Annotated in this window: 19 protein-coding genes; 10 read left to right on the plus strand and 9 right to left on the minus strand. The window is 73.9% G+C overall.

Features of this window, described 5'->3' with window-relative positions; translation table 11 throughout:
• Positions 1 to 71: 71 nt before the first annotated feature.
• Positions 72 to 1,091, plus strand: a complete 1,020-nt coding sequence (locus ACGF3A_RS10070; protein ID WP_393727802.1) for a hypothetical protein — start codon at positions 72 to 74, stop codon at positions 1,089 to 1,091.
• Positions 1,092 to 1,140: 49 nt separating this feature from the next.
• Positions 1,141 to 1,719 (plus strand): bacterial proteasome activator family protein, encoded by a 579-nt coding sequence (locus tag ACGF3A_RS10075; protein ID WP_393727804.1) that lies wholly within the window; start codon positions 1,141 to 1,143, stop codon positions 1,717 to 1,719.
• Positions 1,720 to 1,842: 123 nt separating this feature from the next.
• Here ACGF3A_RS10075 and ACGF3A_RS10080 read toward each other — a convergent pair whose 3' ends face one another.
• From ACGF3A_RS10080 to ACGF3A_RS10090, 3 genes are all read right to left on the minus strand, one after another.
• Positions 1,843 to 2,583 carry a TrmH family RNA methyltransferase gene (locus tag ACGF3A_RS10080; RefSeq protein ID WP_393727806.1) on the minus strand — a complete coding sequence of 247 codons (741 nt, stop codon included), beginning with the start codon at positions 2,581 to 2,583 and terminating at the stop codon, positions 1,843 to 1,845.
• Between the two features lie 71 nt (positions 2,584 to 2,654).
• Positions 2,655 to 4,028, minus strand: coding sequence for an HTTM domain-containing protein (locus tag ACGF3A_RS10085; protein WP_393727807.1), 1,374 nt, complete (start codon positions 4,026 to 4,028; stop codon positions 2,655 to 2,657).
• On the minus strand, positions 4,025 to 4,708 hold the full coding sequence (locus tag ACGF3A_RS10090) for a DUF5819 family protein (RefSeq protein ID WP_393727809.1): 684 nt from the start codon (positions 4,706 to 4,708) through the stop codon (positions 4,025 to 4,027). The genes ACGF3A_RS10085 and ACGF3A_RS10090 overlap by 4 nt, the downstream gene beginning before the upstream one ends.
• A gap of 203 nt (positions 4,709 to 4,911) precedes the next feature.
• Between ACGF3A_RS10090 and paaA the strand changes: the two genes are divergently transcribed.
• From paaA to ACGF3A_RS10115, 5 genes are all read left to right on the plus strand, one after another.
• Complete coding sequence (paaA, locus tag ACGF3A_RS10095; protein ID WP_393727811.1) at positions 4,912 to 5,922, plus strand: 1,2-phenylacetyl-CoA epoxidase subunit PaaA; 1,011 nt, start codon at positions 4,912 to 4,914, stop codon at positions 5,920 to 5,922.
• Positions 5,919 to 6,206 carry a 1,2-phenylacetyl-CoA epoxidase subunit PaaB gene (paaB, locus tag ACGF3A_RS10100; protein WP_344531246.1) on the plus strand — a complete coding sequence of 96 codons (288 nt, stop codon included), beginning with the start codon at positions 5,919 to 5,921 and terminating at the stop codon, positions 6,204 to 6,206. Before paaA ends, paaB begins: the two co-directional genes overlap by 4 nt.
• A complete protein-coding gene (gene paaC / locus ACGF3A_RS10105; protein ID WP_393727814.1) occupies positions 6,203 to 6,922 on the plus strand; it encodes a 1,2-phenylacetyl-CoA epoxidase subunit PaaC in 720 nt (239 codons plus the stop codon). Before paaB ends, paaC begins: the two co-directional genes overlap by 4 nt.
• Before the next feature lie 107 nt (positions 6,923 to 7,029).
• The gene (gene paaD / locus ACGF3A_RS10110) at positions 7,030 to 7,575 is read left to right on the plus strand and encodes a 1,2-phenylacetyl-CoA epoxidase subunit PaaD (RefSeq protein WP_393729072.1); all 546 of its coding nucleotides are present in this window, start codon (positions 7,030 to 7,032) and stop codon (positions 7,573 to 7,575) included.
• 3 nt (positions 7,576 to 7,578) lie between these two features.
• A complete protein-coding gene (locus ACGF3A_RS10115; RefSeq protein WP_393727816.1) occupies positions 7,579 to 8,640 on the plus strand; it encodes a 2Fe-2S iron-sulfur cluster-binding protein in 1,062 nt (353 codons plus the stop codon).
• A 124-nt stretch (positions 8,641 to 8,764) separates the two neighbouring features.
• Here the strand turns inward: ACGF3A_RS10115 and ACGF3A_RS10120 are convergent, their stop codons facing one another.
• A complete protein-coding gene (locus ACGF3A_RS10120) occupies positions 8,765 to 9,742 on the minus strand; it encodes a LysR family transcriptional regulator (RefSeq protein ID WP_393727818.1) in 978 nt (325 codons plus the stop codon).
• A 139-nt stretch (positions 9,743 to 9,881) separates the two neighbouring features.
• Between ACGF3A_RS10120 and ACGF3A_RS10125 the strand changes: the two genes are divergently transcribed.
• Positions 9,882 to 10,946: a YncE family protein gene (locus ACGF3A_RS10125; RefSeq protein WP_393727820.1), complete on the plus strand. Its 1,065-nt coding sequence runs from the start codon at positions 9,882 to 9,884 to the stop codon at positions 10,944 to 10,946.
• Between the two features lie 25 nt (positions 10,947 to 10,971).
• On the opposite strand, the gene ACGF3A_RS10130 is transcribed toward ACGF3A_RS10125, so the two are convergent.
• The gene (locus ACGF3A_RS10130) at positions 10,972 to 11,997 is read right to left on the minus strand and encodes a hypothetical protein (protein ID WP_393727822.1); all 1,026 of its coding nucleotides are present in this window, start codon (positions 11,995 to 11,997) and stop codon (positions 10,972 to 10,974) included.
• A 512-nt stretch (positions 11,998 to 12,509) separates the two neighbouring features.
• Here ACGF3A_RS10130 and ACGF3A_RS10135 point away from each other — a divergent pair.
• Positions 12,510 to 13,628 (plus strand): acyl-CoA dehydrogenase family protein, encoded by a 1,119-nt coding sequence (locus ACGF3A_RS10135; RefSeq protein ID WP_393727823.1) that lies wholly within the window; start codon positions 12,510 to 12,512, stop codon positions 13,626 to 13,628.
• 278 nt (positions 13,629 to 13,906) lie between these two features.
• Here ACGF3A_RS10135 and ACGF3A_RS10140 read toward each other — a convergent pair whose 3' ends face one another.
• The 4 genes from ACGF3A_RS10140 to ACGF3A_RS10155 are packed head-to-tail and all read right to left on the minus strand — an operon-like array spanning position 13,907 to position 17,030.
• Entirely contained in the window at positions 13,907 to 14,248 is a 342-nt protein-coding gene (locus ACGF3A_RS10140; protein ID WP_393727825.1) for a rhodanese-like domain-containing protein, read from the minus strand.
• Positions 14,249 to 14,258: 10 nt separating this feature from the next.
• Positions 14,259 to 15,104, minus strand: a complete 846-nt coding sequence (locus ACGF3A_RS10145; RefSeq protein WP_393727827.1) for a J domain-containing protein — start codon at positions 15,102 to 15,104, stop codon at positions 14,259 to 14,261.
• A gap of 43 nt (positions 15,105 to 15,147) precedes the next feature.
• Positions 15,148 to 16,587: a DUF2252 domain-containing protein gene (locus ACGF3A_RS10150; protein WP_393727829.1), complete on the minus strand. Its 1,440-nt coding sequence runs from the start codon at positions 16,585 to 16,587 to the stop codon at positions 15,148 to 15,150.
• Positions 16,588 to 16,640: 53 nt separating this feature from the next.
• Positions 16,641 to 17,030 carry a winged helix-turn-helix transcriptional regulator gene (locus tag ACGF3A_RS10155; RefSeq protein WP_393727831.1) on the minus strand — a complete coding sequence of 130 codons (390 nt, stop codon included), beginning with the start codon at positions 17,028 to 17,030 and terminating at the stop codon, positions 16,641 to 16,643.
• A gap of 109 nt (positions 17,031 to 17,139) precedes the next feature.
• Here ACGF3A_RS10155 and ACGF3A_RS10160 point away from each other — a divergent pair, with 109 nt between their 5' ends.
• A complete protein-coding gene (locus tag ACGF3A_RS10160; RefSeq protein WP_393727833.1) occupies positions 17,140 to 17,796 on the plus strand; it encodes an FMN-dependent NADH-azoreductase in 657 nt (218 codons plus the stop codon).
• The last annotated feature ends 84 nt before the right edge of the window (positions 17,797 to 17,880 follow it).

Here is a 17,880-nt window from a genome sequence, read left to right on the forward strand (position 1 = left end):
CGAAATGCCGGATCCATCCCTGCGTGTGACGCTTGTTACCTCTCTGGTCACGCCAGCTCGGGAGGGTCTCGGTGGGTCACGCACAGCGCAGGCATGGGGTGGTCGCGCTGCTGACCTGTGCCGTCCTGGCGCTGCCGGGTCCGCTCGCCCTCGCGCACACGGCGCCGGGCGAGCCCCCGGCACCCGCCGTGCCCAGGGGCGCGACGGAGTCGGCGGGGTCCCCGGTGGGGTCCTCGGAGCCGGCGGAGCCGACGGAGCTGAACGGCACGGCGGAGTCGTCGCGGCCCTCCGCGCCGTGGACGCCGTCCGCGCGCGGCGTCGAGCCGCCCGGACTCGGCCAGCGGAGCGACGAGGAGCCCTACACGACGCCCAGGGCCGGGCGCGAGGCCGGAGAGGGCAAGGCCGGACGGCTCGCGGGCAACCCCGCCGGGGTCGGACGGCGCCCCGGCAGGGCGCATCCCGGGGCCGACCCTGACGGTCCGGGCGTACCGCCCGGTCTCGACCCGCTGCCGACCGCCACGGGCCCCGACGAGCCCGGCGACGGGGACGGGGACGGCGACGGGAGCGGGGACGGCGACGGGGACGCCCCGGCGTCCGGCGACCGCCCCACGCACCCGCCGTCCGACGGCCACCGGCCGCACGAGGGCTCCGGCAGCTCCGGGCACTCCGGGGATTCCGGGAGCTCCGGGGACGACGCCGACGGCTCCGGGCACCAGGGGCGCGAGGGACGCGAGGGGCCCGCCGCGGCGCGCCCCTCGCACCGTCCGGACACCGGCCGGGAGGACCCTTCCGCGCACGACGGAGAGGGCTCCGGGGAGCAGCGCCGCGAGAAGGACTCCGCGGTGCCCCCCGCGTCCGTACCGCCGTCCACGGGACGGCCCGCACCCCGCTCCTCCGACCAGGCCATCGGCAAGCACAACCTGTACGAGCCGGACGTCCCGCTCTCCTCTCAAGAGGCCGGAGAACTCCCCCGGCAGGGCGTCGCCTCCGAGCCCTCCGGCGAGGTCCTGCCCGTGCTGCCCCTGGGCGCGGGGATGGCGCTGATCGGGCTGGGACTCGCTTTCCTCGCCCTCCGCCTGCGGCGCGGCTGAGCCCTACGGCGGCCCGCGCGCGATGTGGGCCAGCGTGCAGAATGGGGGTATGACACAGCCGAGCAACGAACAGCCGCAGGAGAGCCCCCAGGTCCTGGTCGTGGGCCCGGACGGAATGGCCCTCGGCAGTACCGCGGCCAAGGGCGGCGACAGTGACGGCGATGAGCAGGCTGAGGTCCCCGTGACGGAGATGGTCGAACAGCCCGCGAAGGTCATGCGGATCGGCAGCATGATCAAGCAGTTGCTGGAGGAAGTGAAGGCGGCTCCGCTGGACGAGGCGAGCCGGCAGCGCCTCAAGGAGATCCACACCAGCTCCATCAAGGAGCTGGAGGACGGCCTCGCGCCCGAGCTGATCGAGGAACTGGAGCGCCTCTCCCTGCCGTTCACCGAGGATTCGGTGCCGACCGACGCGGAGCTGCGCATCGCGCAGGCCCAGTTGGTGGGCTGGCTGGAAGGGCTCTTCCACGGCATCCAGACCGCCCTGTTCGCCCAGCAGATGGCCGCGCGGGCGCAGTTGGAGCAGATGCGCAGGGCGCTCCCGCCCGGCGCCCTCCCCGACGACATGGCGGGCGCGCACAGCGACGAGGCCCAGGCCCGTCAGGCCCGTACGGGCGGCCCGTACCTCTAGGTCCCTGGGAGACCCGCAGCCCCGCAGCCCCGCAGTCCCGCACAGACACCGGACCAGACCGAAGGTGCGCTCCTCTTTAAGAGGGGCGCACTTTCGCTGCGCTCGACCCTTCGGCCGCGGCTCCTACGGTGTGCCGCTCTCCGCCATCCAGTGGTAGAGCGCCATGGCCGCGCTGGTGGCGAGGTTGAAACTGGAGACCTGGGGCCGCATCGGGAGCGCGACCAGATGGTCGGCCCGTTCGCGCATGGCGTCCGTCAGGCCGTGCCTCTCCGAGCCGAAGGCGAGCATCGCGTCCGGGGGGAGCGTGAGGCCGCGCAGGTCCTTGCCCTCCGGGTCGAACGCGTAGAGCGGGCCCTCCGGCAGCTCCGTGACCTCCCGGTGCGCGACGGCCGTGGCGAAGTGCAGCCCGGCGCTCGCACGGACGGCGGAGGGGTGCCAGGGGTCGGCCGTGCCGGTGGTGAGGACCCCGGCGGCGCCGCAGCCCGCCGCGAGACGGACGACGGCGCCCACGTTGCCGAGGTTGCGGGGGTTGTCGAGCACGACGAGCGGGGCCTCGCGGTCCCGCAGCGCGCTGTCCGTACGGCCGTCGGGCGCGGGCAGCGCGAGCGCGGCGACGCCCGTCGGGTGCGGGCGGGGGACGAGCGTGCCCAGCGTACGGTCGGAGACCTGGCGCAGCAGGCCGTCGAGCGCGGGGGCCAGGTCGGGGGCCAGGTCCCGGGCGAGGGCGAGGGCGGCCTCCCGGTCGCGGGCGACGGCGACGGGGACGCGGGCGCCGAAGCGCAGGGCGTGCTTCAGCGCGTGAAAGCCGTCCAGCAGCACGCCCTCACCGGCGTACGTCCGCCACTCCGTGATCTCCTCGTCCACCCGGCCACCCTACGGTCACGGGCCGGGGGCACGGCCCGGGGCACGGCCCGGACACAGCCCGGGGCCGCCGGTCAGGGCCGGGCGGCCGTGACCGTGGAGGGGTCGGAGGGGCCCGTGCCCGGATCCGGTGCAGCCCCGGAAGCCGAGGCGCCCTCGTCCGCCGCGCCGCCGGGCGTCCCCCGCCCACCGGGGCGCCGGGGGACGGCCTTGCGGGCCACCAGCCGGGCCCTGCGCCCGGCCCACACCAGGAAGACCGTCGGCAGGAACACCGCGTCGGCGGTGATCATCGCCATCGAGAAGAATGGCAGGCCCAGAAGCACGGCGATGCTGAGGTGCTCGATGATCATCAGGGCGAGCAGGACGTTCTTCACGCGGCGGTTGAAGAGCGTGAAGGGGAAGGCGACCTGGACGACGACCGTGCCGTAGGTGATCAGGAAGATCATGAGGCCGCTGCCCGCGAGGACCTCGTTCAGCTCGGGCCAGGGCGCGAAGTAGTCCAGGTGCATCGGGTAGTAGACGGCGGTGCCGTCCTGCCAGCGGGAGCCCTGGATCTTGAACCATCCGGCCGTCGCGTAGATCAGACAGACCTCGACCATGATGATCAGCAGGGCGCCGTTGTGCGCGAGGTTGGCGAACATGTCCAGGACGGTCCGCGTCTCGCGCAGTCCCGTCCCCGTCCCCGCCCCCGCGCGCTCGCCCGCCGCGGCGCGCTCCAGGGCGCCCCACAGGCCGTAGGCGAGCCACATGCCCCAGAAGAACAGGCCCCAGCCCAGGCTGAACCCGGCGGTGAACGTGCAGGTGACCAGGGTGACGCCGAGGACGCCCCAGAGGACCGCCCCGCCCGTCGAGGGCTTCCCCTGCGCGCGTGCCGCGCGGCGCGCGTCGAGCGACCACACCTGGCCGCACCGGGTGAGCATCAGATAGAGCGCCATCAGATGGATGACGTTGTCGCCGCCGTCGCCCATGAACACGCTGCGGTTCTGGAGCGAGAGCACGCCCACCATGAACAGCACGGAGGCCGCACGGGTGTGCCAGCCCAGCAGCAGCGCCAGGGCCGAGGCGATGGCCAGGAGGTAGACGAACTGGAACCAGCCCTCGCCGTCCGACCACATCAGCACCGTGAAGGCGTGGTTGGAGTCGATCAGCCGGTCCGCCATCCCCCAGTTCCAGGGGCCGTCGGGACCGTACAGCTCGCTCCGGTGCGTCCACTCGCGCAGCAGGAAGAAGAGCCAGGTGGCGGAGAAGCCGATTCGGATGATCGCCGTCTGGTACGGGCCGAGGGCCCGGGTGGTGACCTGGGTGAGGGCCCGCGACACGGTCCGTTCGGCCCGCGCGCGCCAGGAGCCGAGGGGGCCGGGGGCGGGGCCGGGACCGGGGGCGGGGGCGGACACCGGCGCGTGCCGGGGTTCCGGGCCGGGGCGCGGGGCCGTCTCGTGGTCCGTCACTTGCCGCCTCCCGGGAGGTCCGCGCTGGTGACCTGCCACCACGGCATCGTGCGGTAGGTGGTCTTGGTGTCGATGCGTTCCTCGCTCCAGGGGGGCGCCTCGACGGGGGTGGTCGCCGAGCGGACCTGGATGCGCTCGACGCTGCCGCCGTTCAGCTCGGCACCGAAGCGGTGCATCACGATCCGCTTGAGGTACCGCTCGGACAGGTCGCCGCGCATGCCGATCGGAGCGCCCTTGCTGTCGTGGTAGTTGAGGAAGAACTCCCAGCCGCGCCGGAGTTCGTTCTGCTGGGTGTGGCTCGGCGCCGGGTTGCCGCGGATCGCCCTGCCGTCCATCGCCGTGAGGTTGACCCAGCCGGTGGTCTCGGTGCCGCCGTCCTTGGCGACCTTCGCACGGGCGTGGACGGCGATGTTCTGCTGGAGGGGGTTGGGGGCGAAGAGCTTCCAGTTCCGCTCGAACTCCGGGAGCACGTACGCGTCGATGGTCTCCGCGTGCTGTTTGCTGACCGTGTTGGACGGGGCGGTCTGGAGGAAGACCATCGCCAGGTGGACCGCGACCGCGACCGTGACGACGGCCACGGCTATCGCCACGACGATCCGGGCGGGCAGGGAGAGCCCGGCGATGCCGCCGGTGCCGCCGCTGCCCACCGGCCCGGGCTCCTGGTGCGCTGCTGGCTCCATGCCCTCCCGCTCCCCACCGTTTCCATGGTCATTCCATGCTCATGACGACGCCGGTCCGCGTCAGAGACTCTCAGAGACTACTGGGGGTCCCGTGACCAGGCCCCGTGAGTGCGGAGCATTCGCCCTTGACATGCCGCGAGGGCACGGCCCACCATTGAACCGAACGATCGGTCGGTCGGCTGGCGTGGGAGCAGGGGGCTCGGATGACATCGGCGACATCGCAGGTCACGTCCGTCGGGGGCGGGCGGGAGGATTCCGAGGCGGCGTTCGGCGCCGCCTTCGAGGCCGCCGTGGCCGCGGACGAGCGCATCGAGCCGCGCGACTGGATGCCGGACGCCTATCGGTCCACGCTCGTGCGCCAGATCGCCCAGCACGCGCACTCGGAGATCATCGGCATGCAGCCGGAGGCCAACTGGATCACGCGTGCCCCCTCCCTGCGCCGCAAGGCGATCCTGATGGCCAAGGTCCAGGACGAGGCCGGCCACGGCCTGTATCTCTACGGGGCGGCGGAGACCCTGGGCACCGGCCGCGACGAGCTGCTCGACAAGCTCCACTCCGGCCGCCAGAAGTACAGCTCGATCTTCAACTACCCCACGCTGACCTGGGCCGACGTAGGCGCCATCGGCTGGCTCGTGGACGGCGCCGCGATCACCAACCAGGTCCCGCTCTGCCGCTGTTCCTACGGGCCGTACGCCCGCGCGATGGTCCGCATCTGCAAGGAGGAGTCCTTCCACCAGCGCCAGGGGTACGAGCTGCTGCTCGTGCTGAGCCGCGGCACCGAGGCCCAGCACGCCATGGCGCAGGACGCGGTCGACCGCTGGTGGTGGCCGTCACTGATGATGTTCGGCCCGCCTGACGACGAGTCGGCGCACAGCGCCCAGTCGATGGCCTGGAAGATCAAGCGGCACTCCAACGACGAGCTGCGGCAGCGCTTCGTGGACATCTGCGTCCCCCAGGCCGAGGCCCTCGGCCTCACCCTCCCCGACCCGGACCTGCGGTGGAACGAGGAGCGGGGGCACCACGACTTCGGCGAGATCGACTGGTCCGAGTTCCGCGCGGTCCTGAAGGGCAACGGGCCGTGCAACGAGGCGCGGATCACCCAGCGCCGCCGCGCCCACGAGGAGGGCGCCTGGGTCCGCGAGGCCGCCGCGGCGTATGCCGAGAAGCACGCCGACACCCCCCGTTCCGACAGGAAGGAGGCGGTCACGTCATGAGCGCCGCCGACTGGCCTCTCTGGGAGGTCTTCGTCCGCAGCAGGCGTGGCCTCTCCCACACCCACGCCGGGAGCCTGCACGCGCCGGACGCGCAGATGGCCCTGCGCAATGCCCGGGACCTCTACACCCGCCGCTCCGAGGGCGTCTCCCTGTGGGTCGTGCCCTCCAGCGCGATCACGGCCTCGTCGCCCGACGAGAAGGACCCCTTCTTCGAGCCCGCCGCCGACAAGGCGTACCGCCACCCGACGTTCTACGAGGTGCCGGAGGGGGTGCGGAACCTGTGACGACGGCTCCCCCCGCGCTCGCCACGCTCCCCCTCGCCGACGACGCGCTCGTCCTCTCCCACCGCCTGGGGGAGTGGGCCGGGCACGCCCCGGTCCTGGAGGAGGAGGTCGCCCTCGCCAACATCGCCCTGGACCTGCTCGGCCAGGCCAGGTCGCTCTACGCGGACATGCGGGACGAGCTGGGCACGGAGGACGAGATCGCCTACCTCCGCGAGGAGCGGGCGTTCCGCAACTGCCAGCTGACCGAGCAGCCCAACGGCGACTTCGCGCACACGATCGTCCGCCAGCTCTTCTTCTCCAGCTACCAGGAGCCGCTCTTCGCCCAGCTCGCGCCGCGCCTGCCGCTCGCGGAGAAGGCCGTGCGCGAGACGGCGTACCACCGGGACCACGCCGAGCTGTGGACGCTCCGCCTGGGTGACGGCACCGAGGAGAGCCATGCCCGCACCCAGCGCGCCGTCGACGCGCTGTGGCGGTTCACCGGCGAGCTGTTCCAGCCCGTGGAGGGCCTGGACGTCGACTGGCGGGCGCTGGAGGGGGAGTGGGCAGCGGGCATCACCGAGGTCTTCGGCCGGGCCGGGCTCGCGCTGCCCGAGTCCCCCCGCACCGGGGCGTGGACGGCGGGCGCGGGACGGCAGGGCCTGCACACCGAGTCGTTCGGGCGGATGCTCGCCGAGATGCAGCACCTGCACCGCAGCCACCCGGGGGCGACATGGTGACGGCAGAGGACACCCACCGCACGGACCCCGGCGGGGCCGCTCCGGGTACGGGCACGAGCCCGGACCGGCACACCGCCACGGGCTCGACCGCGAGCGCGAGCCCGGCCATGGCATCGGGCACGGGCGTGGACCCCGCGGTGCTCGCCGAGGTGGCGGGGGCCGTTCCCGATCCGGAGTTGCCGATGCTCAGCCTCGCCGAGCTGGGCGTGGTGCGGCGGGTCAGTGAGCCGGAGCCCGGGCGGGTCGAGGTCGAGCTGACGCCGACATACACGGGCTGTCCCGCGATCGAGACCATGGCCGCCGACATCGAGACGGCGCTGCGCGAGCGCGGCGGCGCCCGCGAGGTCACGGTGCGCACGGTGCTCACCCCGCCCTGGTCGACGGACGACATCACCGCCTCCGGCCGCCGCAAGCTCGCCGAGCACGGCATCGCCCCGCCCCGCACCACGCGCGGGCCCGAGCGCTCCGGCCCCGTGCCCGTCTCCCTCGGCGCCACCCGGCACCGGACCCCGGAGCCCGCCGAGGCGGTGCGCTGCCCGCACTGCGGCTCCGCCGACACCACGCTGCTCAGCCGCTTCTCGTCCACCGCCTGCAAGGCCCTGCGCCGCTGCGAGTTCTGCCGCGAGCCGTTCGACCACTTCAAGGAGCTGTGAGGGATGTTCCACCCGCTGCGCGTCACAGCGGTCGAGCGCCTGACGGACGACTCGGCGGCCGTCACCCTCGCCGTCCCCCCGGGCCTCCGCGCCGATTACCGGTACGCACCGGGGCAGCACATCGCCCTGCGCCGCTTCAGCGAGAGCGGCGAGGAGATCCGCCGCACCTACTCGCTCTGCGACCCGGCGACGCCCGAGCCCGCCACGCTGCGCGTGGGGATACGCCAGGTGGACGGCGGCGAGTTCTCGACGTACGCGCTCAAGGAGCTCATGCCGGGCGACGAGGTCGAAGTGCTGCCGCCCACCGGCCGGTTCATCCTGGAGCCCCGCGCCGGGCACTTCGCCGCGGTCGTCGGCGGCAGCGGCATCACGCCGGTGCTCTCCATCGCCGCGACGCTGCTGGCGCGCGAGCCGGAGGCCCGTTTCTGCCTGATACGCAGCGACCGTTCGACGGCGTCGACGATGTTCCTGGAGGAGGTCGCCGACCTCAAGGACCGCTATCCGGACCGGTTCCAGCTCGTCACCGCGTTCTCCCGCGAGGACCAGCAGACGGGCCTGCCCTCCGGCAGGCTCGACGCCGAGCGGCTCACGGCGCTGCTTCCCGCGCTGCTCGCCGAGCGCGGCGTGGAGGGCGTCGACGGGTGGTACCTGTGCGGGCCGCTGGGCCTGGTCGAGGGCGCCACACGGGCGCTGCGCGGCCTCGGCGTCCCCCGCGCCCGTATCCACCAGGAGATCTTCCACGCGGACGACGTCCCGGCCCCGCCGCCCTCCACCGCGCACACGCCGACCTCCGCGACCGTGAAGGCCACCCTGGAGGGCCGCAGCGGCTCCTGGGCCGTGGACGACGGGGAGTCCGTGCTGGAGACGGTGCTGCGCAACCGCGCGGACGCGCCGTACGCGTGCAAGGGCGGCGTCTGCGGCACCTGCCGCGTCCGCCTGCTGGGCGGCGAGGTCCACATGGACCGGAACTACGCGCTGGAGCCGGAGGAGTTGGACGCCGGATACGTGCTGGCCTGCCAGTCCCATCCCCTCACGTCCGAGGTCGAGGTCGACTTCGACGCGTAGTCGGCTACGCCGTGTCCGGCGGATCATGATTGCCCTGTGTCGTGGTTGCCGGGCAGGGGCTGCCCCTGCCTGTCCGCCGCAGGCTGCGGGTTGTGGGTGGTTGCTCGCGCAGTTCCCCGCGCCCCTAGAGGTACGGGGCGTTCCGGGGAACTGCGCGTGCCGCCTCCCTCGCGTGCGGGGCGAGGACGGCGGAGGCCACATGGTCGCGGAACCAGCGGTGGCCGGGGTCGGAGGAGTTGCGCGGGTGCCAGGCCATGCCCAGCTCCAGAGGCTCCAGGCCGAGCGGGATCGGGAAGGTGCGCAGCCCCAGCGCGTCGATCGTCCCCGGCAGCCAGTCGGCCAGCGTGAGGGCGATGAGGTCGGTCTCCCTGGCCAGCAGCATCGCGCTCGTATGGCTGGGGACGACGACCGCGACGCGGCGGCGCAGTCCGCGGGCGGCGAGGGCGTTGTCGATGGGGCCGAGGCGTTTGCCGTGGCGGGAGATGCCGATGTGATCGGCCTCGGCGAAGCGACGGACGTCGATACGACCACCCCCGTGTCCCGTACCGCCGCCGACGCCGCCGAAGAGCGGGTGGCCCTCGCGGGCGACGCCGACCAGGGAGATCCGGGTGAGCGGGCGGGTGCGGATCTCCGGGTCCAGGTGGTCGAGGACGCCCAGTTCGACGTCCACCCAGCCCTGCCGCAGCCCGGGGCCGCCCTCCAGCGCCTCCGGTAGGAACACCACGTCCACCTGCGAGGCCTCCGCGTGGACGCGGTCGGTCAGTGCCCGGGTGAGGCCGACCAGGAGCAGGTCGTTGGCCTGCACGGTGAACGTGCGCTGGAGGTGCGCGGCGTCGAAACCGGCCCCGGGCCGCAGCACGTTGTCGCAGCCGCGCAGCAACGCGGCGACCTCGCCCCGGAGTTCCTCCGCACGCGGGGTCGGCACCATCCCCTGCCCCGCCCGGACCAGGAGCGGATCGCCCACGGCGCGGCGCAGCCGGGCCAGGGTGCGGCTGACGGCGGCGGGTGAGGTGCCGAGCCGCTCCGCGGCGCGGGTCACGCTGTTCTCCTGGAGCAGGGCGTCCAGCACACGCAGCAGGTTGAGGTCCCTCCACGGATCCATCCACGCACCCCCGGAGCTGCGTCTTTACGTATGCGGCAAGTATTCCGTGCCCATCTTTGCATTGTTGCGCGGGCGCCCGCGGGCCGAGAGTGGAGGACGTCCGGTTCCGCCATTCCCCACCCCCTCCCGGGAGTTACCCATGCAGCCAGCCGCACGTACGGACCTCGAAGGCGACGTCCTCGCCGTCGTCAGCCAGAGCGGGCCCACGGTCGCGTTCTTCGACGCAGCCTCCGACGCGCACCTCGGTTCGGTCGAGGTCACCGCCGAGCCGCACGAGCTCTGCTTCGACCCCACCGACCGTCTCCTGTGGTGCACCTCGGCATACAGCTCGGGCTACTACCACGCGAACTCCGGCCGCCGCACCGAGCTGACCGTCATCGACCCCGACACCCGCCGCGTCGTCGAGGTCATCGACCTCGCCCCCGAGCACGGGCCGCACGGCCTCGCGCTGGACGCGGCCCGTCGTCGCCTCTACGTCAGCGTGGAGGGCGGGGACGACCGGCCGGGCGGCGTCGTGGTGATCGACACGGCGAGCCGCCGCGCCCTGGGCCGGATCGACACGGACGCGCCGGGCCCCCACTGGTTCGCGATCGACGCCGCCGGACGGACGGGCTGCGCGGCCAACAAGGAGGCGCCGTTCGTCACGCTCGTCGATCTCGAACGGGGCGTCCTCACCGCGAAGGTGGAGGTGCCCGGCAGCGAGGGCCTCGCGCTCGCGCCCGACGGCACGCGCGCCTACGTCGCCTCGCCGTACGCGGGTTCGTTCGCCGCCAACGGCCGGAGCGCCGCCACCGGCATCCGCGTCATCGACACGCGTACGGCCTCCGTCGTGGACACCCTGGCCACCGACGATCTCGTCATGCCGGTGCATCTGACGTCCACGGGCGCGCTGCTCGTCGGCGAGGTGCGCCAGGACGCCGACCCGGACTCCCGCCTCGGGCGCCCCGCGCCGGGACGCCTCACCCTCTTCTCCTCCGGCACCCACGAGCGGCTCGGCGGCCTGGACGTGGGGAGCCTGCCGCTGACCCTCGCCTCGTCGCCCGACGGCCGGATCGGCTACGTCTCCTGCGTGGCCTCGTCCACCGTCCACGTCGTCGACCTCTCCGACCCCACGGCGCCGCGCGACCTGGCCCGCCTGGACGTCGCCCGACGCGGCGACCCCGGCGCCCACGGCCTGGCCTACGTCCCCCGCGCACCGCGCTGAGCCGCGGAAAGGCCCGAGTGGGTCTCTAGCCGAACTCCTGGTTCACGTACCAGAGCGCGCCGTCCTCGCCCCGGTAGAAGACGAAGAGACGGCCGTCGCGGCCGAGTGCCGGTACGGGGTCGTCGTCGGCACCCGAGGTGAGTTCCGCGAACTCCCCGTACTCCAGCGAGCCGGGGCGCTGCTGCGCAGCCGTCAGCAACCGTCCGTGCGCGCCGCGCGCGAAGACGTGCTGGCGCCCGTCGCAGGCCAGCGCGGAACGCGGCGTTCCGACGAGGTGCTCGTTGAGCCCGTACGTGGTGGTGGAGAAGCCGCCGTAGCCGGTGACCTGGCCGAACCAGCGGGACTCGCCCCGCTCGCCCCGGTAGTGCACGTCCAGATGGCCGTTGCAGTCGGGGAGGACGTGCAGCCCGTCCCGTACGCCGCCCGCGACGCGCGCGAAGCCCTCCCACTCGGTGGCGTCGGGCCCCTTCTGGGTGTTGGCCCACGCCTCGTCGTCCCGGCCGATGTGGACGACCGAGACCCGGCCGTCGCCCGCGCGCGCGGCGGCGGGGCGGCCCCTGGCCCAGCCGCCGAGGCTGACGGGCGTGTTCCAGTCGTAGGAGTCCAGGCCGGACTGGCGGGCCTCCCAGAGCGAGCCCTCGATCCCGGTGTAGAAGACCGAGATGCGGCCGTTGGCGTTCAGCGTCAGCACCGGGTCGCTGTTGAGGCCCGTGGTGAGGGGCGCGGGCGGCCCGAAGGCGCCGTTGACCTCGTGCTGCCGTACGCGCATCAGCCGGTTCTCGCCGTCCCGCCAGCACACATGGATACGGCCGTCCCTCCCCCGGACGGCCGCGGGCGAACCGGCGGTGCGCGCCTCGGGCACCAGTTCGCGGTCCCGGGTCCAGCTCAGGTCCCGGTTCTGCCAGCTGCTGCGGAGCGTGCCGTCCTCGCCCCGGTGGAAGACGTGCAGGCGGCCGTCGGCGTGCGACGCGACGCCCACCTCCCCCGCGAACCGTCCCCCCAGGCTCTGCGGTACCGCCCACCGCATGCCCGTCGTCGTGGAAGCTGCCATGCGCTGTTACCCCCTCCGTCCGCACGCGCACGCACGGCCGTACGCCTGTACGCCCGTACGACCGCGCTGCCCGTCCCGTCCCCCACGCGTCCCCACGCGTCCGCTGGCGCCTTCCGCTGCGGGTACCCGCCGGCCTCCTCGTACCGGAGGGCTCTCCGCAGGGGTGAGATGACACCCTGCGTGAGGGATCACGCACTGACAACCGCCCCGCCGCGCGACCCCGTCGGCCCCGCCCGTCCCGTGGGCATATGCGGTCCATCCCCGCGCAGGTGGCAGGGAGCGTCTGCACCGCGCCCACCCGCAGCGCGCGTACGGGAAAGCCCGCAAACTCCGGAGTACGGCCCGCCACCAGACGGCGGAGCCCGTACGCCCTCCTGCCGCGCCGTCGGGAGGACACGCCCGTACAGCGACCGGCGCGCGCGCTCTGGCAAAGCCCGCCCCCCGACAGTAATCTGACGCACCATCAGAATCCCGGAGCCAGCCAGGGGTCGGAGAAGACGGAGGAACGCGCAGTGGACTTCACCTTCACCGAGGAGCAGGAGGCCGCCCGCGAGGCGGCCCGGGGCGTCTTCTCCGGCGTCTCCCCCGACGACGTGCCGAGCCCCCAGCACGGGCCCGCCGGACGCCCGGTGGCCGACGACTTCGACCGCAGGCTGTGGGCCCGCCTCGCCGACGCGGACGTCCTCGGCCTCACCGTGCCCGAGGAGCACGGCGGCGCGGGCCTCGACGCGCTCGCGCTCTGCCTGGCGCTGCGCGAGTCGGCGAAGGTCCTCGCGCGCGTCCCGCTGCTGGAGACCGGCGCGGTCGCGCTCACCCTCGCGGCGTACGCCGACGGGCCGACGCGCGCCGCGCTGCTGCCCCGCGTCGCACGCGGCGAACTGGCCCTCACCGCAGCGGCGCACGGTCGTACGGGCCACGAGCCGCCCGAACACGCGGTCGAGGCACGGCAGTCGGCGGAGGCAGAGGGAACGCTGCTCGACGGCGTCCAGACCGCCGTCCCCTGGGCCCCCACCTGCGACCTGGCCGCCGTCCCGGCCCGTACGCCCGAAGGGCGGGCGGTGCTCGCGCTCGTCGCACCCTCGGACCCCGGCGTCGCCCTCGCCGAGCAGACGTCCACGAACGGGGAGCGGTACGCCGAACTCCGCCTGGACTCCGTCCGCGTGCCCGACGACCGCCTCGTCACGCACCCGGAGGCCGCGGGCCATCTGGCCCGCCTGCTGACGACGGGCACCTGCGCGCAGGCGCTCGGACTGGGCACGCGGGTGCTGGAGATGACGAGCGCGTACGTGGGCGAGCGCGAGCAGTTCGGGCATCCCCTCGCGACGTTCCAGGCCGTGGCCGTCCAGGCCGCCGACCGCTACATCGACCTGCGCGCGATGGAGGCCACCCTCTGGCAGGCGGCCTGGCGGCTGTCCCCCGTGGACGTGGCGGTGGCCAAGATCTGGGCGTCGGAGGGGGTGCGCCGGGTGGCGCAGACGGCTCAGCACCTGCACGGCGGCGCGGGCGCCGACACCGACAACACCCTGCACCGCTACCACGCCTGGGCCAAGCAGCTGGAACTCACGGCGGGCCCCGCCGCCCAGCACGAGGAACACCTGGGCGACCTCCTGGCCGCGGAGGCGCCGGGCTAGGCCGTGTCCGGCGGCTCCTGGTCACCCCCATCCCGGGGCTGGGCAGGGGCTGCCCCGTCCTGTGCATTGCAGACCGCGGCCGTCGTCGTGGTTTGTCGCGCAGTTCCCCGCGCCCCTTGAGGGCACTCCCCGCAACGCCCGTCAGCGGAGCGCCCCGTCAGGGGCGCGGGGAACTGCGCGAGCAACCGTCCACGACCCGCGGTCTGCGACGGACAGGCAGGGGCAGCCCCTGCCCAGCGGCCACGGCAGAGGGCAACCATGATCCGCCGGACACGGACCTAGACGACGGAGGGCGATTCCGTGTCGCCGACCAGCGGACGTCCCGCCTGCTCCCAGGCGATCATGCCCCCGTCCACGTTCACGGCGTCCACCCCCTGCTGGAGCAGGTACGCGGCGACCTGAGCCGAGCGCCCGCCGACCCGGCAGACCACGTAGACGCGGTCACCGCCCTCCGCGCGCTCCGTCAGCTCGCCCATGCGCGCGACGAAGTCGCTCATGGGGATGTGCAGCGCGCCCTCGGCGCGCCCCGCCGCCCACTCGTCGTCCTCGCGGACGTCCAGCAGCAGCCCGTCGGCGGGCACCGAGGCGACATCGACCACGGGCACCTGAAGGGAGTTCACGAGTTCAGCCTCACTTCGCCTCTGTCAGCCGCGCGAGCTCCCGCTCGCGTTCGGCCACCTTGCCGAGGAGCTCCTCGGCGATCTCGTCCAGCAGCTTGTCGGGGTCGTCGGGCGCCATCCGCAGCATCGCGCCTATGGCGCTCTCCTCCAGCTCGGCGGCGCGCGCGGCGAGCATCTCCTTGCGGCGCGCGAGCCACTCCAGGCGCGCGTACAGCTCCTCGCTGCGCAGGAGTTCGGCGACGGGCTCCGGCAGCGGGCCCGCCTCCCACTCCTCGGCGAGGGCGGTGAGCGTCTCCAGATCCCCGTCGGCGTACGCCTTGTTGACGCGGGCCATGAAGGACTCGCGGCGCTCCCGCTCGGCGTCGTCCTGCGCCAGGTCGGGGTGGGCCTTGCGGACCAGCTCGCGGTAGGCCTTGCGGGTCTCCTCGCTGGGGCGGACCCGGCCGGGCGGGCGCACCGGCTGCTCGTTCAGCATGGCCTGCGCCTCGGGCGGCATGCCGTCGGAGTCGATCCAGCCGCCGAACAACTCCTCGACCTGCGGCATCGGCAGCACCAGGCCGCGGGCCTCCTCGGCCTTGCGGATGTCCTCCGGGTCGCCCGTGCTCGCCGCGACCGCCTCGGCGATCTGCGCGTCGAGTTCGTCGAGCCGCGTGTACATGGGGCCGAGGCGCTGGTGGTGGAGGCGGGAGAAGTTCTCGACCTCGATGCGGAACGTCTCGACCGCGATCTCGTACTCGATCAGCGCGGCCTCGGCGGCCCGCACCGCCTTCTCCAGCCGCTCGCTGCCGGTGGCCGCACTGCCGGTGGCCTCGCCGGGGGCCTCACTGCCGGGGGCCGCGTCAGGGGTGGCGTTCATCGGCTCCACCCTACGGCCTGCGGCCCCCGGCGCTCACCTCAGCTCAGACGCCCAGCTCGGCGGGGATCCGCCCGGCGCGCACGGCCTGCACGAGCGCCCCGTGGTCGGCCTCCGTACGGTCCGCGTAGGCGACGGCGAACGCGGCGACCGCCTCGTCCAGTTCCTCGCCCTTCCCCCCGTACCCGGCGACGGCGCGCGGGTCGGCGCTGTGCGAGTGGGCGCGGGCGAGGAGGGCGCCGGTCATGCGCGCGTAGTCGTCGACCTGGTCGGCGGCGAGCGCGGCGGGGTCGACGCTGCCCTTCCGGTTGCGGAACTGCCGTACCTGGTACGGCCGCGCGCCGTCGGGTCCGTCCACCGTCGTCCAGCCGAGCAGCACGTCGGAGACGACCTGCATCCGCTTCTGGCCGCGCACCACGCGCCGCCCCTCGTGCGCGACCGCCCCCTGCGGGAACCCGGCGTCCGCCACGTGCGGCAGCAGCGCGGAGGCGCGGGCCTCCTTCACCTGGAGGACGAGCGGCTCGCCGCGGTGGTCGAGCAGCAGCACGACGTACGAGCGCGCGCCGACGCTGCCGGTGCCGACGACGCGGAACGCGACGTCCTGCACGGAGAAGCGGGCCAGCAGCGGCAGCCGGTCGTCGGGCAGCGTGTCCAGATAGCCGCCGGGGCCGCCGAGCGAGGCGGTGACGGCGGCGGCCTCCGCGTCCGGCACGCGGCGCAGCACGGGCGGCGCGTCGACGAACGCGCGTCCGCCGTCGGCGCGCTCCTCGGTGGCCTTGGCGGCGAAGCGGGCGCTGGTGTTGCGGCGGGCCTTCTCGCTGACCCGCTCCAGGGTGCCGAGCAGGTCGCGGGCGTGGGTGTGGGAGACGAGCTCCTCGTCGGCGATCGCGTTCCACGCCTCGGCGACGGGCATCTTCGCCAGCAGCCGCATGGTGCGGCGGTAGGCCCCGGCGGCGTCGCGCGCGGCGGCGCGGCAGGTGTCCTCGTCGGCGCCCGCCTCGCGCCCGGCCAGCACATGGGAGGCGGCGAGCCGCTTGAGGTCCCACTCCCAGGGGCCCGTGGCGGTCTCGTCGAAGTCGTTGAGGTCGATGACGAGGCCGCCGCGGGCGTCGCCGTAGAGGCCGAAGTTCGCGGCGTGCGCGTCCCCGCACAGCTGTGCGGGGAGCCCGGTGGCGGGGGTGCCGTGCGCGAGGTCGTACGCCATCAGCCCGGCGGCGCCGCGCAGGAACGCGAACGGGGTGGCCGCCATCCGCCCGACCCGGATCGGGGTGAGCGCGGGCAGCCGCCCCTCGTTCGAGGCGCGGACCGCGTCGACGGGGTCGGGGCGCCGGTCGGCGGGCGTGAAGCGCGCGTGCTCGGCGCGCGGCACCCGCTCGCGCAGCGCCTTCCCGGCGCGCTTGGGCGATCCGGTGCGCGGCCAGGCGGCGAAGCCCTCGACCGACGGAATGCGCGCGGAAGCGTCCGCGGCTATACGTGTAGAATTCATCTATCCCCCCTCGTGCCCGCCCGCGCGGTGCGCGCCGGGCGGGACCAGGACCTTCAGCCCTGAAACTCCTTCGGGCAGGCGGCGCCCGTCTCCGGCAGGTGACCGTCGGCCCAGCGGGTCAGCTCGACCATCGCCGGCCGCAGCGCGTACCCGGCATCCGTGAGCCCGTAGCTCACCCGCAGCGGCGGGCCCTCCTCGACGGTGCGGGTCACCAGGCCGAGGGCGGCCAGCTCGGTCAGCCGGTCGGAGAGCATCCGCTCGCTGATGCCGGACACCGAGCGGCGCAGCTCGGCGAAGTGGCCCGGCCCGTTCATCAGGGCGGCGAGGATCAGGCCGGTCCAGCGCTTCCCCAGGAGATGGAAGACGCGGGTGATCCCGTGCTCGGGCTCCGCGCAGGCATGCCCAGGAGAGCGCTCATGAGGCCGTTCCCGAAGCTCTGTCATGGCCTCAGCGTACTGCTCCGGCGCAAGGGGATGCAAAAAAGTAAGTACCTGTGTTATCACTAGTTGAGTAAGAAACTTCCCCTGCTTACGAACGTCAAGGAGCCTCTTCATGGCCACGCTGCTGCACGTTGATTCGTCCCTCTACGGACCGGAAGGTTCTGTCTCGCGCGACGTCGCGGCGTCCTTCCGCAAGGCATGGGAGGAGCAGCACCCGGGCGGCACGGTGATCCATCGCGACCTCGCGGCGAACCCGCTGCCGCACCTGGACGGCCTGTCCGCCGTCGCGGGCTTCATCGCCCCCGAGCAGCACACCCCCGAGCAGGCCGAGGCGTTCCGCCTGCGGCACGAGCTCGCCACGGAGCTGGAGCAGGCGGACGCCGTGCTCATCGGCGCTCCGATGTACAACTACACGATCCCCTCCACGCTGAAGGCGTGGCTGGACCACACCATCATCATGGGCCGCACCTCCGGCACCGAGGCGACCACCACCAAGGGCAAGCCCGCCACCGTCATCGCCAGCCGCGGCGGCGGCTACGGCCCGGGCACCCCGCGCGAGAGCTTCGAGTTCGTCCAGACCTACCTGGCCAAGGTCCTCGGCGAGGGCGGCTTCGGCCTCGACCTCCGCTTCGTCGTCCCCGAGCTGACCCTCGCGGAGGGCAACCCGGCCATGGCGCACCTGGTCGACGTCGCCCGCGAGTCCCGCGCCCGCGCCCACGAGGAGGCGGCGGCCCACGGCAAGTCCCTGGCGGCCGGCCTCGCGGCCTGACGCCGGTCCGCAGACCGCCGCGCGCAAGCCCCGTACGCGATACGGCGTACGGGGCTTCCGCATGTCCGGGGCCCGGGGGCCGGG

Source organism: Streptomyces sp. NPDC048172 (assembly GCF_043202595.1).
Lineage (GTDB): Bacteria > Actinomycetota > Actinomycetes > Streptomycetales > Streptomycetaceae > Streptomyces.